The organism is Rhodocytophaga aerolata, assembly GCF_030503435.1.
Lineage (GTDB): Bacteria > Bacteroidota > Bacteroidia > Cytophagales > 172606-1 > Rhodocytophaga > Rhodocytophaga aerolata.
The window spans coordinates 1-14,585 of the sequence record NZ_JAUKPO010000005.1; the positions used below are offsets into that span (position 1 = coordinate 1).

The 14,585-nt window shown below is 44.9% G+C and carries 18 protein-coding genes; 12 read left to right on the forward strand and 6 right to left on the reverse strand.

Annotated elements, in window-relative coordinates:
- Window positions 1–110: 110 nt before the first annotated feature.
- Window positions 111–1,010, reverse strand: a complete 900-nt coding sequence (locus Q0590_RS10595; RefSeq protein ID WP_436714345.1) for an IS982 family transposase — start codon at window positions 1,008–1,010, stop codon at window positions 111–113.
- Window positions 1,011–1,141: 131 nt separating this feature from the next.
- On the opposite strand from Q0590_RS10595, the gene Q0590_RS10600 reads away from it, so the two are divergent.
- Both Q0590_RS10600 and Q0590_RS10605 read left to right on the forward strand, forming a co-directional pair.
- A complete protein-coding gene (locus tag Q0590_RS10600; protein WP_302037826.1) occupies window positions 1,142–1,597 on the forward strand; it encodes a DUF7710 domain-containing protein in 456 nt (151 codons plus the stop codon).
- Window positions 1,598–1,668: 71 nt separating this feature from the next.
- Window positions 1,669–2,382 (forward strand): carbohydrate-binding family 9-like protein, encoded by a 714-nt coding sequence (locus Q0590_RS10605; protein WP_302037508.1) that lies wholly within the window; start codon window positions 1,669–1,671, stop codon window positions 2,380–2,382.
- 52 nt (window positions 2,383–2,434) lie between these two features.
- Here Q0590_RS10605 and Q0590_RS10610 read toward each other — a convergent pair whose 3' ends face one another.
- Window positions 2,435–3,121 carry a porin family protein gene (locus Q0590_RS10610; RefSeq protein WP_302037509.1) on the reverse strand — a complete coding sequence of 229 codons (687 nt, stop codon included), beginning with the start codon at window positions 3,119–3,121 and terminating at the stop codon, window positions 2,435–2,437.
- Window positions 3,122–3,300: 179 nt separating this feature from the next.
- On the opposite strand from Q0590_RS10610, the gene namA reads away from it, so the two are divergent.
- The gene (gene namA / locus Q0590_RS10615) at window positions 3,301–4,395 is read left to right on the forward strand and encodes an NADPH dehydrogenase NamA (RefSeq protein ID WP_302037510.1); all 1,095 of its coding nucleotides are present in this window, start codon (window positions 3,301–3,303) and stop codon (window positions 4,393–4,395) included.
- Between the two features lie 128 nt (window positions 4,396–4,523).
- Here the strand turns inward: namA and Q0590_RS10620 are convergent, their stop codons facing one another.
- Window positions 4,524–5,567: an LLM class flavin-dependent oxidoreductase gene (locus Q0590_RS10620; protein ID WP_302037511.1), complete on the reverse strand. Its 1,044-nt coding sequence runs from the start codon at window positions 5,565–5,567 to the stop codon at window positions 4,524–4,526.
- A 23-nt stretch (window positions 5,568–5,590) separates the two neighbouring features.
- Here Q0590_RS10620 and Q0590_RS10625 point away from each other — a divergent pair, with 23 nt between their 5' ends.
- Window positions 5,591–5,734 carry a hypothetical protein gene (locus Q0590_RS10625; protein ID WP_302037512.1) on the forward strand — a complete coding sequence of 48 codons (144 nt, stop codon included), beginning with the start codon at window positions 5,591–5,593 and terminating at the stop codon, window positions 5,732–5,734.
- A 36-nt stretch (window positions 5,735–5,770) separates the two neighbouring features.
- Here Q0590_RS10625 and Q0590_RS10630 read toward each other — a convergent pair whose 3' ends face one another.
- From Q0590_RS10630 to Q0590_RS10640, 3 genes are all read right to left on the reverse strand, one after another.
- A complete protein-coding gene (locus Q0590_RS10630; protein WP_302037513.1) occupies window positions 5,771–6,097 on the reverse strand; it encodes a hypothetical protein in 327 nt (108 codons plus the stop codon).
- Between the two features lie 115 nt (window positions 6,098–6,212).
- Complete coding sequence (locus tag Q0590_RS10635) at window positions 6,213–6,326, reverse strand: sensor histidine kinase (RefSeq protein ID WP_302037514.1); 114 nt, start codon at window positions 6,324–6,326, stop codon at window positions 6,213–6,215.
- A gap of 119 nt (window positions 6,327–6,445) precedes the next feature.
- Window positions 6,446–8,293 carry an alpha-amylase family glycosyl hydrolase gene (locus Q0590_RS10640; protein WP_302037515.1) on the reverse strand — a complete coding sequence of 616 codons (1,848 nt, stop codon included), beginning with the start codon at window positions 8,291–8,293 and terminating at the stop codon, window positions 6,446–6,448.
- A 412-nt stretch (window positions 8,294–8,705) separates the two neighbouring features.
- Here Q0590_RS10640 and Q0590_RS10645 point away from each other — a divergent pair, with 412 nt between their 5' ends.
- The 8 genes from Q0590_RS10645 (at window position 8,706) to Q0590_RS10680 (ending at window position 14,568) form a co-directional block, all read left to right on the forward strand.
- Window positions 8,706–9,542 (forward strand): universal stress protein, encoded by an 837-nt coding sequence (locus tag Q0590_RS10645; protein ID WP_302037516.1) that lies wholly within the window; start codon window positions 8,706–8,708, stop codon window positions 9,540–9,542.
- 39 nt (window positions 9,543–9,581) lie between these two features.
- Window positions 9,582–10,022 (forward strand): Hsp20/alpha crystallin family protein, encoded by a 441-nt coding sequence (locus Q0590_RS10650; RefSeq protein WP_302037517.1) that lies wholly within the window; start codon window positions 9,582–9,584, stop codon window positions 10,020–10,022.
- A gap of 120 nt (window positions 10,023–10,142) precedes the next feature.
- Window positions 10,143–10,664, forward strand: coding sequence for a hypothetical protein (locus Q0590_RS10655; RefSeq protein WP_302037518.1), 522 nt, complete (start codon window positions 10,143–10,145; stop codon window positions 10,662–10,664).
- A gap of 12 nt (window positions 10,665–10,676) precedes the next feature.
- Complete coding sequence (locus Q0590_RS10660) at window positions 10,677–11,051, forward strand: GerW family sporulation protein (RefSeq protein ID WP_302037519.1); 375 nt, start codon at window positions 10,677–10,679, stop codon at window positions 11,049–11,051.
- Window positions 11,052–11,157: 106 nt separating this feature from the next.
- Window positions 11,158–11,625, forward strand: coding sequence for a hypothetical protein (locus Q0590_RS10665; RefSeq protein ID WP_302037520.1), 468 nt, complete (start codon window positions 11,158–11,160; stop codon window positions 11,623–11,625).
- Window positions 11,615–12,415, forward strand: a complete 801-nt coding sequence (locus Q0590_RS10670) for a hypothetical protein (RefSeq protein ID WP_302037521.1) — start codon at window positions 11,615–11,617, stop codon at window positions 12,413–12,415. The genes Q0590_RS10665 and Q0590_RS10670 overlap by 11 nt, the downstream gene beginning before the upstream one ends.
- A gap of 4 nt (window positions 12,416–12,419) precedes the next feature.
- On the forward strand, window positions 12,420–13,568 hold the full coding sequence (locus Q0590_RS10675; protein WP_302037522.1) for a DUF6544 family protein: 1,149 nt from the start codon (window positions 12,420–12,422) through the stop codon (window positions 13,566–13,568).
- A gap of 151 nt (window positions 13,569–13,719) precedes the next feature.
- Complete coding sequence (locus Q0590_RS10680; RefSeq protein ID WP_302037523.1) at window positions 13,720–14,568, forward strand: universal stress protein; 849 nt, start codon at window positions 13,720–13,722, stop codon at window positions 14,566–14,568.
- Window positions 14,569–14,585 lie beyond the last annotated feature (17 nt).

Consider the following 14,585-nt stretch of genomic DNA (forward strand, 5'->3'; position numbering starts at 1 on the left):
CTATTATGGCAGATGGAGAAGACAAGTAAAAGGCTGCAACTAATCAGAGCAGATAACGCTTATAGGGGAGATTTTACAGAAGCATCAGCTATTTAACGTGACTTATGGATTTAAGCAAGCAGTAATATCTGATTGTGTTCAATGAACACAGCTGGTTTATCTTCATAAAAGCAGTAGGCAATCAAAGCGGAGAGCATATGGGCCAGCGCATTGACAGGACTACGATGCCGCGTATGCTCCAAATCAAAAACAGAGGTTAGGATATCATTGACAGATTCAATTAAAGCTCTTTTACGCAGTTTCATATAGTCGCTCAGTTTGATAAGCTTGTTTTTCATTTTGGCTCGCACTTTGGTGACTAGTTGTAAGCCCTGCAGGTAAAACTCTTCAAAGAGTGTGCTCAAGTAGCCTTTATCGGCAAAGCATTGTCCCTGCAGGCCAGCTAACAGGTACTTTAATACATCTTTATTGTTGTCAGCTACATTACCTTGTGTAAAGAGAAAATTGATGATCTGTCCATAGTTGTTGATCACTAAATGCAACTTAAATCCATAAAACCAACCAGTGGAAGTCTTGCCACGTTTAGCAGAGTCTTGAAAGACTCTGTGAGAATGGATGCGTCTGTTGTCACAGACTACTATCTTTTTAGAGTCAATGAAATACTGATTGCTACGGCGGCTCAACATGGTTTGCATTTTGAGAAATACATACAAGCCCGGCAGCAGACGAGGAAGTAAGGCTACAAACCGCTCATAGCTAATGAGCTGAGGAAAATAGCTTCTCATATCGTTGGCCACTAAGTTCTGGTAGTAGTATTGGAAACATTTATAACCTGAACACTGATAGAAGACAAGGATTGTGAGCAGTTCACTATCATTAACAGTGGGGGTGTTAGTTACTTTGCTCTTAAATTGAGGCTGTGTTTGTTTCCAGGTTTGAAGGGCAATACAAAAATCATCGATGGCGATGAATAAGCTCATAAGCTTGTTTTCTTTATCTTGCAGTAGCATAAGGTGAAAAAATAAGAGTTAGATGTTTGGCCACACTAAGTTCTTATTTTCTCTCACTTTATGCTACTTAATCTTCTCTTTTATAGTTTATTAAATCCATAAGTCACGTTATTTACGGATGGGTAGTAGAAATTGCACAGAAACCTGAAAGCGCAAAAGGTTTTGTCCCACAAAAAGGTAGGTGGCAGGTAGAAAGAAGTTTTGCCTGGTTGAATTTCTTTAGAAGATTAAGCAAAGACTACGAGAGAACCACGGCTTCTGCTGTAGCTTTCATCCAATTGGCTTTTATTAGTATCATTTTGGCAAGAATGCCATACATAATTTTTAAACATGCTCTTAATGGGACAAATGGAGCAATACCAAGTGGTGTATTTATAGAAAAGGAAATAGCAGAACAATGGATTGCTGAAAATCAATTTACGGGGCTATTAACTAAGTATCCTGTGAATGAAGGTTTGTATGATTGGGCTGTTGCAAATGGATACTTCACACCCAAACGGGAAGATCATAAATCTTCTTATTTCAAACAGACTTTTACCTGTGCTAGTCTGGAGCATTATCATTATGAAAACGGCAAGCAAGATTAGGTCCTATTTCAAAAGTAATTTGCACATTAATAGCTTAGGTATACAAACTAACTCTTTTCACTTTTCAACTGATGCTACGCTTACTATTTGTTATACATCTTTGCTGCTTATATAATCAATCTTCCGCTGTCACTACCCCGGCAGACAGTGTATGGCGGGTAAAGAAAACACAGGATTTCCAGTTCAAAGGCGATGGCAGTGCCAGTAACTGGAACCAGGCCAGTTGGGTAAAGTTAACGCAGCGGAAAGGGAACGGTGTCGCCTATCAGACTCAGGTTAAGCTTCTGTATTCAGAGACCGGTATTTACTGCCTGTTTCAATGCGAAGACACGAAGATTACGGCTACCTTAAAGGAAGATTTTGCCGATTTGTATAAGGAAGATGTAATAGAAGTTTTTTTCTGGACAGACGAGAAAACCCCGCTTTACTTTGAATACGAACTCTCTCCGCTTAATTATGAACTACCCATTCTGGTACCCAACGCCGATGGAACCTTTTTCGGATGGCGGCCCTGGCACTACGAAGGCGACCGCAAAACCCGCCATGCCACCCACATCAGCCGGAAAACCTCAGGCGGAGAGGCTGTAACTGGCTGGACAGCGGAATTTTTTATTCCCTATGCTTTGCTGAAACCCCTACAGAATGTTCCTCCCAAACCTGGTAGTTACTGGCGGGCTAACTTTTACCGCATTGATTACGACAAGGAATATGCTACCTGGACATGGCAGCCAGTAAAGCAAAGTTTTCATGATTACAAACGCTACGGTACCCTGGTTTTTGAGTAGAGCTTGCTAAGCCAAGATTGCTAAAAATCAATCCAATTACAGCTAACTAACATCATTCCTGCTTCAGAGGAAGTGGCACATCTGTATTTTTAGGTAGTTTTCTTTTTCGTTTCAAAGACTTGTAATCAATCAGATAGAGTAATGAGGCACTGATAACCTGGTTTTTTGAAGCACTATAGGGAATACTATTCCTAGAATTCAAAATATTGCTTAAGCCATGCGAAATTCTGCCTTCCAGTTGCAGAATACCAAATTTAAATTGTCGATGAATCCCTATTCCGGCCAGAAAACCTAGATCAAACCGGTTGTCTGCATTTGTAAAGGTATAGCTTTTTGACTCTACTTTACTATCAACGGTTATAACCTCTTTGGCAGAAATACCATAGCCAAGATACGGTCCCAAATTTAAAAATATATTTGATTTCTCAGTACCCGCATAGAAATGACTCATAAATGGCAGCTCTATGTATTGAATTGTCCGGTTATAGGAATTCACACTGTCTTTTACCTCTTTAAACCCTTTCTGTGTGAAAGTTAATTCAAGTTGAACTCCTGCATGCTTCTCTTCAAAATGTTGAAAAACTACGCCTGCATTATAAAAAATCATTACCTGTTGCTGAAAAGAAGGGGTAAAAGCAACTTGCGTAAAATTCGGGCCTGCTTTAACGCCAATATAGGTTTGAGCTGTAGAAGAAAAGAAAGGATAGAGTAATAGACTGGCAAGAAATAGTAGCCTCATGAATATACTTTTAGAAAAGTAAAGATAAATATTTTTTTCTTTACCATTTGTCTGATGATTGCCTTAGTAGCCCATACGTTCATTTATTCAAGAACTATACTGATATATTTTACACCTTCAAAAGAACATAATGGACAGCAAAAATGTATTAGAAGATAGTTAACTAACCATATCAACTAATGCCTACACTTTTTAGTCCACTAACCATCAGAAGTATTCAGCTGAAAAACCGGATTGTTGTATCGCCTATGTGCCAGTATTCCAGCCAGGATGGCTTTTCTACTGACTGGCATCTGGTACACCTGGGAAGCCGCGCCGTAGGAGGTGCCGGTTTAATTATATTTGAAGCAACCGGGGTTTCCTCCGAAGGAAGAATATCGCCCGACGATCTGGGAATCTGGAAAGATGAACACATCGAAGGGCTAAAACGGATTACCAGCTTTATTGCGTCACAAGGTTCTATCGCCGGTATCCAGCTGGCGCATGCCGGCCGTAAAGCCTCTACGTATAGTCCCTGGAAAGGGCACACAGGAATTTCATTAGAGCAAGGGGGCTGGCAAACGGTAGCACCTAGCGCCATTCCTTTTTCTGAAAATTATCCGCAACCCATCGCTTTAACCGATGAAGGTATTCAAAAAGTGATTACCGATTTTAAAGCGGCCGCCGTTCGGGCACTGGAAGCAGGTTTTCAGGTGGTGGAAATACACGCTGCGCATGGCTATCTGTTGCATGAGTTTTACTCGCCGTTAAGCAACCAGCGGACCGATGCCTATGGCGGTTCTTTTGAAAACCGGATTCGCTTACTCCTCGAAGTAATTGTTGGTGTACAGGAAGTATGGCCGGAAACTTATCCCTTATTCGTACGCATTTCCGCCACCGACTGGACGGAAGGCGGCTGGACTAGCGATGATTCGGTTGCCCTGGCAGCTATATTGAAAACCAAAGGTGTTGACCTGATAGATTGCTCCACTGGAGGGAATGTGCCCCGTGCCAAAATTCCGGTAGGTCCTGGCTATCAGGTGGAGTTTGCTGAACAGATAAAAAGAGAAACCGGCATCTTAACCGGGGCTGTGGGGATGATTACTACGCCAGAGCAGGCACAAGGCATTATCGAAACCGAGCAGGCAGATGTTGTATTACTAGCCAGAGAATTTTTAAGAGATGCCTATTTTCCGCTAACTGCTGCCCAGGAACTAGGCTATGACGTTCCCTGGCCAATCCAATACCAGAGAGCCAAACCTGCCCTCAAAATACCTGTGTCTAAAGCAGACTAGGTATAAAGTATAGTTTCCCAAAATGGAGAACAAACAGAAGAACAAGGAATAGTGAATACAGAAACAAGAGATACCTTTTTCCTTCCATATTCACTATTCCTTGTTCTTTGTAAGTATTCAACAGATGCTTATACAACTTCTTTCCGGAGTGCCTTACGTACAGCGGGCGCTACCTGAGTGCCAAACAATTCGATGGATCGCAGCACCTGGGCATGCGGTATAGGGCCAACCGTCATCTGCGCCAGGAACCTGGTATGCCCAAACAACTCGTATTCATACAGAATTTTATCAATCACCTGCTGCGGACTACCTACCAGCAGCGAACCTGTTTGAGAACGCATGTACTCATATTGCTCCCGGTTCATGGCTGGCCAGCCACGCTCCTTCCCTATCCGCGACATAGTTTGTGCATACGAAGGATAAAACTGATCGGCAGCCTGTTGAGAAGTATCCGCAACAAATGTGTGTGAATTAATTCCAATGCCCAGTTTATCAGGTGCATGCCCGGCTTCTCTGGCTACCTGGCGGTAAAAGCCAACATGTGGGGCAAACCTGTCTGGAGTGCCGCCAATAATAGCCAGAGCCATTGGTAAACCCAGGTTTGCCGCTCTGGCAATAGACTGCGGTGTTCCGCCAATAGCAATCCAGATGGGTAACTTCTTTTGGTGTGGCCGTGGGTATACCCCTAAATTGGCAATAGATGGCCGGTGCTTGCCTTCCCAGGTTATTTTTTCTTCCTGGTTTAGCTTGATAAGCAGGTCCAGTTTCTCAGCAAACAGTTCGTCATACAGAGTAAGGTCGTAGCCAAACAAGGGGAAAGATTCAATAAAAGAACCCCGGCCTGCCATAATTTCGGCCCGTCCGGAAGAAAGCAGATCGACGGTGGCAAACGATTGAAATACGCGTACCGGATCATCCGAACTGAGCACCGTAACAGCACTGGATAACTTAATATTTTTTGTGCGCTGAGAGGCAGCCGCCAGTATAACTGCCGGAGCAGACACTGCATAATCCGGGCGGTGATGTTCCCCAACCGCAAATACATCGAGCCCTAACTGGTCGGCAAGCTCAATCTCTTCGATCAGGTTTATAATGCGTTCCTGAAAACTTAACACTTTCCCGGTATGCGGATCGGTGCCTACCTCGGCAAATGAATATATACCTAATTCCATGAGTCTATAATTTTGGTCATAACATGGAAAAAGACAATTTCATTCCACCACTTGCAGAAGGATCAGCTGGCAGCCGAATAAGCGTTTGCCAGAAAGACAGTTGCTTTTATAAACAAGCAGGAGCAGCAGGAGTAATGGGGCAAAGTCCTTTCACCAGTTACTGCTGACAGCAACCGGTTAGTAACGAATTCTTACGCTACAACTTATTCGCCTGCCGGAGCTACATCAAACTCATAGTTCCAGATAATGATGTAAGCATCTCCGGAAGTATCTTTCTGATGGGCTGGAGCGTAGTTTTTTGCGATGAATTTGCGTAGGCCAGTCAATGGTTTGCCTATCTGCATGTAATATGCAATTTCTTCAAGCTCTTGGGCTGAAGTAAAAAAATGCACATAGGTTTCATCCTGCACCGAGAACTCCACATGCCCTCCGACCAAACGTTGCCGGGTATTTGTCAGCAAGTTTGACTGTTTAATAGTAACCTTCTTATCCAATGTTTCGGGATAATTAATTGTTGGTTGATATTTCATAAACATGAAAACGTTAAACTATTCTGAATGTTACTATACGGAAAAAGTTGAATTAGGTAGACAGCCTATATAAATTTTTTTAATGGGCTGATCTATACTAAACAGAGGCTGATTGCTAGGGAGTTTTTAGCGGCTCATCTCTCAAATAAGCAATAAACGTAGTGCCTTTTCCCAGGTAACTTTCCAGCTCAGTTTTACCACCATTGGTCTCCATTATCCGCTTTGCCATACATAGGCTGATGTCTTGTATGATACTTTGTAGAAGGAGTAACTATTCTTCATACATTTTCCTATGCTCGGTCAGCGATTATTCCACGTTGCTTCCAGGTGTAGTGATTGCTGTTTGCGTTAAGCCAGTATACACATTCCTGCCGGGGGCAGATCCAGCCGGATAACGGAGCGGCCATCTTTCATATTAATAGGTACTGTTTGGCCAGACGGAGGATTCTTCAACTGCTCATCTGTCCAGTCGCTGCGGTAGAGATAGGTTAAAAAGGATACTCCGGCATGTAAGGAGGCATCAATGGTTACCTCAGCACCCCGGCTTTCAGTGCCGTTGGTGTTCAGTGCCACTATTACTTCCTGCTGGGCCAGAATCCGTGACCAGGCTGTTAATTCGCCTGCACCCGGAATGGCAAAAGGCCTATCCAGAAAAGAAGTTTCGCGCAGGTATTGCCGCCCCTTCCGCAAAGCCAGGCCTATTAGATTGTTCTGCCCCCGTACCCTGGCAACAGCCGCAATGCGCAAATACGTTGGATGCTCTGTGTCGAAAAAATGACAGCCAGCTGTAAAAAATGCACCAAAACTACCGCCAAACATAGATTCCCGGATAAAGCGGTCTTCAAAGCCTTCATCGATGCTTGTATCCAGGTTATCTTTTGTTCCATCAAAGGCTTGCTCTGTGCCATAATACAGGCAAGGCACTCCTAAGGTAGTAAGCTGAATGGCTACTGCATGAGCTGATTGCTCATAGCGGCTGGCAATGGTATTGTGCGCTGCAAACCGGTGTTTGTCCCGGCCAACCATATCATGGTCGTCGAGCACCGAAATATGGTAACGGCCGGTTTCGCGGTGTGTACCCAGAATATCGTGCCCCTGAAACTGAGTAAAAAATTCACTGGCTGGTGTTAATCCTTTGGCCATCCCAGTGAGCCTGGCGGCGGGAACGCCAATATCAAGTACAGCATCCAGGTTTCTGCCAAATATTTCCAGGTAATCTCTGGCCATGGTTTCTCCACCCGTTACTTCACCCAGCAGTAAGAAATTATTTTTCCCGATAGATTCACAATACTCATGAATGGCCCCGCAAAAGTTACGGGACGCTTCAAATGACACATGCTTGACTGTATCAATCCGGAACCCATCACAGTCACTGAGGGCAATCCAGTACTGGTATACCTTAATCAATGCCGACAAGGCCTCTCCTTTTTGCAAGTCTAGGTCTTTCAGATCAAAAAAATCTCCCCTTCTAAACTCAGTATCCGGGTGCAATGGATTTTCCCAGGGTTCGGGGTCCCACTTCCCGATTTGTCCTGCCCGGCTATACCAGGTGAGATTTTGAAACTCTTGTGGCCATACCCCATCCGATTCGCCACTAATTGTAGCTGTACTCTGCCCGTCGGCCGCCCGCCAGCTGTGAAAGGGATAGGGAGGTTGGTAGCGGTATGGCATGGTGGTATGGGCAGTACCCTGGTTATCATAAAACCAGTTATTTCCACTATGGTTATAAATTACATCTAACAATACATACATGCCCCGCTCGTGTGCAGCATCTACCAGATCACGCAAATCCTGGCGGGTGCCAAAACGGGGATCTACTTCCATAAAATGCTGTATGCCATAGCCATGGTAAGTGTCCAGATCTGGCCGTTGCCTGAAAACAGGGCCTATCCATAAGGCGGTAATCCCAAGGTTTTGCAGATATGCCAGCTTACTCTGGATACCTTTCAGTGTTCCTCCCTGAAAATCTTTGCCTGCCCGTTGCCAGGCGGCACGGTCGGTGGCGGTATGTAAGCCTGGTTGTGAGCGGTCAAAAAGAGATCTGCTTGTTTCTCTTGCATCACTGAAGCGGTCTGGTAAGAGGAAATACAAGAACTGGTCGCGCCAGTCGGCAGGGCTTGGTTCTACCTTTCCTCTAGGAGTTAAATTGGCTGCAGCTAAGGTGCTGGGGGCGGTAGGTTCTATGATGGTAGGCATCGGAAAAGTGGTTTAGCAGGTATTGAATTTAATTGATAGAAGGGCAAGCCAGGCAACAAAGTATCTATTCCAAAATACCAATTCTCTCTAAGGAAATAAATACCTGTGCCTAAGTATTTTTCTGTTTAACAAGCATTCCCGGTCATTAGAAAACACCCTAAATTTCAGGCATAATTTTCTGGCTTACCCCGGTTGGCCTGCTTATTTACAGGAAGTTACCCGATCATAGCAGCAACGAAATTTCTACGCAGCAAGCATTAATTCTTGCTTAGGTACATACCCTAGCCGCTTCTTGCCATGCAAAGTAAACCTGATAAAAATCATCCCATGCCATGACAAATCCCAGTGTTTTCCTGACTGGTTTACAGGAAATTAGTACCATAGGTTGAAGGCTTTCCTAAACTTCCAGGTCATGAAAACTATTGTATGTCCGACCGATTTTTCTACTTGTGCCACCAATGCATTAGCCTATGCCCATCAGGTGGCGATTCAGGCACAGGCAGAATTAATTTTGCTGCATACGCTTTTTTCACCCGATGCCATGCCTTATGCAGGCATAACACTTGAGTCAACATACGGGATGGCAGAAGTGGATTCTAACCAGAATCAGTTAGAGCAGCTGTGCCAACAACTTCGGGCAAGCAACCATACATCTGGCGTTCGTTACCAGACTATCTTAGGTACAAGGCCTGCACCAGATGAGATTGCCCATACAGCCGCCACCCATCATGCCGATTTAATTGTAATGGGTACAGAAGGGGCCTACGGGGTAAAAGAACTATTGCTGGGTTCAACGGCTGCTTCTGTTATTGACACAACAACGGTTCCTGTACTGATTGTACCCGACCAGGCAATCTTTCAGCCCATTAAAACAATTGTGTTTGCCGCAGACCTGACTGAAAAGCATCCCTGTGATGTAGCAGCCCTTACAGCTATTGCCCGGTTGTTTGATGCACATATTCTGTTTCTGCATGTGCTGAAAGAAAATAGCTCTGTAAAAAGTAATCTGGCCCACCTTCACTATGCAGATTTGTATTCGGGCATTGGATATAAACAAGTGTCTTTTCATATCCGGGAAGAGTCAGACATTGAAAGAGGTATTCTACAGTTCAGTCAGGAAAAACAAGCCGGTCTGATTGTGATGATCAATCATAAACGATCTTTACTTGAATCTATTTTTACTGGTAGCCAGACCAAAAAAATGGCCTATCATACCCCTATCCCCTTATTGGCTATTCATACGAACTAGCCATTTTATCTATCATGTAACCCTTAAACATTTACAGCCATGTCAGTCATTAAACGTAACCAACAGTATCCCAGCATCCGGTCTCTGGTGAATGATTTTCTGAGTGCAGACCGTTTTTTTGAAAAGAATCCTTTTTTCAACGAATCCTGGCAAGTACCTGCCGTAAACATTAAGGAGTCGGACACTGCTTTTGAACTCGAAGTTGCCGCCCCGGGTCTGGAAAAGAAAGACTTTAAGATAGAGCTAGACAATAATCTGCTTCGTATCTCGGCAGAAAGGAACGAAGAAAAAAATGAAACAAAAGCAGATTATACCCGCCGTGAGTTCAGCTACAGTTCCTTTGTGCGGTCGTTTGAACTGCCAATGTATGTAAATGCCGAAGGTATTGATGCCCAGTACAAAGAAGGCATTTTAAAACTGGTTTTACCCAAGAAGGAAGAATCTACCGCCAAAAAACGGAAAGAAATTCCTATTGCCTAGGTGGCTTCCCATTACACTCAACAGCCACCCTATGCGGCTGTTGAGTGTAATGAAGACTGAAGTAAAACCAGTGGAGAGAAATACCTATTGAAACGATCCTTCTTTTATCCCAGGTACTATATGGCAACGCTGCTATTTTTTCTGATTCTTTTGCTGCTGCTGGTAGCCTTGCTTCCCATCCGGGTAGAGATCAATACTGAAAAGCAGATGTACGGCCAGGTGGTGATCTGGGGCATATGCCGGATTTCAGGCGAAGCAACCGGAACTAGCTGGTATCTGCATATACAGCTGCCTTTTTTCCAAAGAAAGATCAACCTGCTGAAGGGAAATGTACTTTCTGCGAAAAAAAGCAGCCAGCCACACGTTCCAAAAAAATCTGTGTTATCCATGCCTTCACCCTTGCAGCTAGTAAAAGCTTTTCGCTTGCAAACCCTGGTGTGGAGCCTGGATACCGGCGATTACTTGCATAATGCCAGGCTATATCCCGTATTTGGATTACTCAGCCGGGGGCCGCTGCAGCTATCCATTAACTTCAGCGGACAAAATATACTTATTCTCAAAGCCTACACCAGCCTATACAAGCTGGCAGCGGCTTTTCTGAAGGCACATGCATTCCTTACGATTTATAAAAAAGAACATTAAACCATAATCACAATGAACTATAACTTTGACGAGTTACTGGAGAAAGTAACCCAATTCGTGAAAAACGAAACAAAAACCGAAACAGTGGTAGGCACTCAATTTACTTTAGGCGAATATACCTGTGTGCCGGTTATGCGTATAGGCGTTGGCCTGGGTGCCGGAGGCGGTACAGGCGAACAACCTAAAGCCGGAAAAGGGGAAGGCGGCGGAGCGGGGGTAGGCATGGGGATAGAGCCGATGGGTTTTCTGGTGAGCCGGGGCGACCAGATAAATTTTGTTTCCACCCAACATAGCAAAGGACTTGGAGCAGCTTTCGAAAAACTACCTGAGCTGGTTCAGGCATATATCCAGAAGCAGCATACAGCCAAAGCACAAGCTGTTGTATAAAACGGGTACCCCCGGAAACCCTGCCTCACCAGCGTTTCCGGGGTATGCCTCACTTCCGGTACCTGGCTTTTAAGATCAGTCCGGCAAACTTCTAGCAGTCCAACCCATGAAACGTCCGCCAGAACTTTATTTTTTATTCCTGCTGCATCTGCTGTTGAGCCTGAATGCCTTAGTTGGCGGCGGTTTGCTCATAGCAGAGCCTTCCGGTTCTTTGTTAGGGATGAGCCCTGACTGGCTCAGGCATACACCATTTACTACCTATCTGTTGCCTGGCCTTATTCTTTTTGTTATGGTGGGCTTGTTTCCCCTGCTTACGCTCTTTGGGTTATTGCTGAGAGCTAACTGGCCGTGGGTACAGGTAGCCAACATTTACTCGGACAAACACTGGGCATGGGCCTATTCACTTTTTAGTGGCATCATTCTCCTCACCTGGATTACCGTACAGCAACTGATTACCCAGTATTTCTGGCTACAACCTATACTCCTGATAATGGGCTTGCTTATTCTGGTTTTCACCCTGCTACCCAGAGTGCAACAATACTATTCCTTAAAAAACGAAGGCCATGTTTTCTGATCCGCTTAAACCTGCTTACTGGCTTACCATTTTCATTGCCGGAATAGCCACCGTGGCTTGTGCCGGGGGTATTTTCAGTAAAGATCTGTATCGGGATAGTGAGTTTATTAAAACAGCCTGGTTTGGAAATGATATTGTTACGCTGAGTATAGCTATACCTTTATTACTGGTAGCCCTGGCATTTGCCAGAAAAGGCTCCCAGCGGGCGCAACTGGTCTGGATGGGTTTGCTGGGATACATGGTGTATAACTATGCTTTTTATCTTTTCGGAGCTGCATTCAATGCCTTTTTCCTGTTGTATATTCTTTTATTTTCTATGTCGGTATATGCCCTGGCCATAGGCTTATTCAACCTGGATGTAGCTGGCATCAGCCAGCGTTTCAGTTCGAAAACACCGGTAAAAGCCCTGGGAATATACCTGCTGTTGGTTTCTTTGCCTTTAGGCATTTTTGAATTAAGTCAGTGCATGCGTTCCATTATTTCCGGAGAAACGCCACAGATACCCAGTTTAATCTTTGCCCTGGATTTATCGGTCGTAGTGCCAACCACCGCCTTGGCTGCTATTCTGCTCTGGCGGCATCAGGCCTGGGGCTATATTCTGGGAGCCATGATGCTTATTAAAGCGTTTACCTACGGTATGGTGCTTAGCTTTTCCACGGCCTTGCTGGCAGGTTTTCGTCTGTCTGGTACCTGGGACCCTTTAATGCCTTTTTATGTATTTGTTGCCCTGGGCGGCCTGGCAGGCAGCTATGTCTTGCTAAGTCATTTAAAACCGGTTTCCCACACATAAAATTATGATACGTGTTATTTTTGCATTTCTCCTTTCTGTTCATGGACTCATCCATGTATTGGGCTTCGTGAAAGAATTTGGCCTGGCCAGAGTAGATGGCCTTAGCGGACAAACAACCCTTGCCTTGTCGGATAACTGGCATAAACCTGTTGGTTTGCTGTGGCTAGCGGCTTGTGTATTGTTTATTGGAGCAGCTGTGGGGTATTTAGCTAAAAAGGAATGGTGGATGATGGTTGCTTTTGCAGCCGTTATACTTTCGCAGGCGCTGCTGATCCTGTACTGGCAGGATGCAAAATTCGGTACCCTTGCCAACGTGCTTATTCTGGCCGGAATACTTTTGTCGTATGCCCACTGGAATTTTCAGGCAAAGGTGAAGCAGGAGCTTGAGCTGTTTTTACCCAAACAAAGCCAGGAAACCACACTCGTCACAGCTGATATGTTAAGCGAACTTCCGCCGGTTGTACAAAAGTGGCTGATCCGCTCGAAGGTAGTTGGCAAAGAACTGACTCAACAGGTATACCTCAAACAGCTTGGGCAGATGCGTACCAAACCTGACGGGGCCTGGATGCCGGTACGTGCCGAGGAATTTTTCACAGTTCACAACCCGGGTTTTTTCTGGGTAGCCGATGTAACAGCCGCGCCTTACCTGCATCTCTATGGACGCGATAAATATGAAAATGGCCGGGGACATATGCTTATTAAACTACTCTCTTTTTTTCCGGTGGCCAACGCTACAGGCAACCAGATAGACCAGGGCACCTTGCTCCGCTACCTGGGTGAGATCGTCTGGTTTCCCTCTGCAGCCCTGAGTAAATATATTACCTGGCAGCAACTGGATGCCACCAGCGCCAAAGCTACCATGCAGTACGGCGGAGTCTCGGCCAGTGGTATTTTTACTTTCACCCCCGAAGGCGATATCTTACGGGTTGAAGCCGACCGCTACTACGACCGCAAAGAAGGGGCAACGCTTGAAAAATGGGTAGTAACCACAGAGGATGGTACGTATAAGGACTTTGAAGGAATACGTATCCCGGCAAAATCACAGGTAACCTGGAAGCTGAAAGAAGGAGATTTTACCTGGTTCAAGCTGGAAATTGAAGAAGTAGATTACAACCCAGATACCCGCCCCGAAGAGCTTGTGCTCACACACTAAAATCCTGATATAGATCATTCCAGGCTTTGATGATTGTCAGTGACTGTCGCAGGAAATAGAGCTAATTTGAATCATCGTTCATTCTTCCAGTAGTTGCTGAAGAATGCGTGACTACCATTTATCTATCACAACTTGCTAAACTTACCGCGCCATGAAAACGATTCTTGTTCCCACCGATTTTTCCAAACACGCAGCGAATGCCCTGGCGTATGCCGCTTCGTTAGCCGAGGGTTTGGAGGCAAAAATTTGGCTGCTCCACACCTACCATGTGCCTGCTGCCTACACGGAAATACCTGCTGCCGTGCAGATTGAACACGACATTGAAGTGGATGCAGAGAAGGAGCTTAAACAGCTGATTGCAAACCTGAAACGTACCAGAGGCAGTTTGTTCAACATAGAGTATATAAACAAAGAAGGCTTTTTAATTGATACGCTTCCGGAGCTGGTGAAAGAGAAAGCCGTAGACCTGATTGTGATGGGTACCCAGGGAGCCAGCGGCCTGGAGCAGGTGTTGTTAGGAAGCTATACTGCCGATGTAGTAGAGAAAGTAGACTGCCCAGTGCTGGTGATTCCTGCTTATGCTCCCTTCCACAAACCGGAAAAGATTATGTATGCCACCGACTTCCAGTTCAACGATTTTACTTGTATTAATCAGGTAGCCGATCTGGCAAAAGCTTTCGATGCAGAAATAGAAATTACGCATATCTCTATCCATGAGAAAAACAAAGAACAGGAAGAAGACCTCATGGACTGGTTTATGGAAATAGCCGAATCCAATATCGCCTATTCCAAACTTTCTTACCGGACCTTTACCGGAGAAAATGTACTGGAAAAACTGAATGCTACCGTTACTGAATCAGGTATCGAGTTGTTGTGTATGTCTACCGTACGGAGAACGTTCTTCGAAAAGATTTTTAACAGCAGCCTGACCAAGAAAATGGTCTACCAAACTCAAATTCCCTTGCTTGTTTTTCATATTCAGGAGCCTAACCGCTTATGAATGTACTCTCCCATCTA

Excerpts from the sequence above, each read along its gene's own strand:
- Q0590_RS10665 (WP_302037520.1), top strand. The coding sequence starts at position 11,158 with ATGAAACGTCCGCCAGAACTTTATTTTTTATTCCTGCTGCATCTGCTG.
- Q0590_RS10635 (WP_302037514.1), bottom strand. The coding sequence starts at position 6,326 with ATGGCAAAGCGGATAATGGAGACCAATGGTGGTAAAACTGAGCTGGAA.
- namA (WP_302037510.1), top strand. The coding sequence starts at position 3,301 with ATGCCTACACTTTTTAGTCCACTAACCATCAGAAGTATTCAGCTGAAA.
- Q0590_RS10670 (WP_302037521.1), top strand. The coding sequence starts at position 11,615 with ATGTTTTCTGATCCGCTTAAACCTGCTTACTGGCTTACCATTTTCATT.
- Q0590_RS10660 (WP_302037519.1), top strand. The coding sequence starts at position 10,677 with ATGAACTATAACTTTGACGAGTTACTGGAGAAAGTAACCCAATTCGTG.
- Q0590_RS10610 (WP_302037509.1), bottom strand. The coding sequence starts at position 3,121 with ATGAGGCTACTATTTCTTGCCAGTCTATTACTCTATCCTTTCTTTTCT.
- Q0590_RS10630 (WP_302037513.1), bottom strand. The coding sequence starts at position 6,097 with ATGAAATATCAACCAACAATTAATTATCCCGAAACATTGGATAAGAAG.
- Q0590_RS10605 (WP_302037508.1), top strand. The coding sequence starts at position 1,669 with ATGCTACGCTTACTATTTGTTATACATCTTTGCTGCTTATATAATCAA.
- Q0590_RS10680 (WP_302037523.1), top strand. The coding sequence starts at position 13,720 with ATGAAAACGATTCTTGTTCCCACCGATTTTTCCAAACACGCAGCGAAT.
- Q0590_RS10655 (WP_302037518.1), top strand. The coding sequence starts at position 10,143 with ATGGCAACGCTGCTATTTTTTCTGATTCTTTTGCTGCTGCTGGTAGCC.
- Q0590_RS10675 (WP_302037522.1), top strand. The coding sequence starts at position 12,420 with ATGATACGTGTTATTTTTGCATTTCTCCTTTCTGTTCATGGACTCATC.
- Q0590_RS10625 (WP_302037512.1), top strand. The coding sequence starts at position 5,591 with ATGGAAAAAGACAATTTCATTCCACCACTTGCAGAAGGATCAGCTGGC.
- Q0590_RS10620 (WP_302037511.1), bottom strand. The coding sequence starts at position 5,567 with ATGGAATTAGGTATATATTCATTTGCCGAGGTAGGCACCGATCCGCAT.
- Q0590_RS10595 (WP_436714345.1), bottom strand. The coding sequence starts at position 1,010 with ATGCTACTGCAAGATAAAGAAAACAAGCTTATGAGCTTATTCATCGCC.
- Q0590_RS10640 (WP_302037515.1), bottom strand. The coding sequence starts at position 8,293 with ATGCCTACCATCATAGAACCTACCGCCCCCAGCACCTTAGCTGCAGCC.
- Q0590_RS10650 (WP_302037517.1), top strand. The coding sequence starts at position 9,582 with ATGTCAGTCATTAAACGTAACCAACAGTATCCCAGCATCCGGTCTCTG.
- Q0590_RS10645 (WP_302037516.1), top strand. The coding sequence starts at position 8,706 with ATGAAAACTATTGTATGTCCGACCGATTTTTCTACTTGTGCCACCAAT.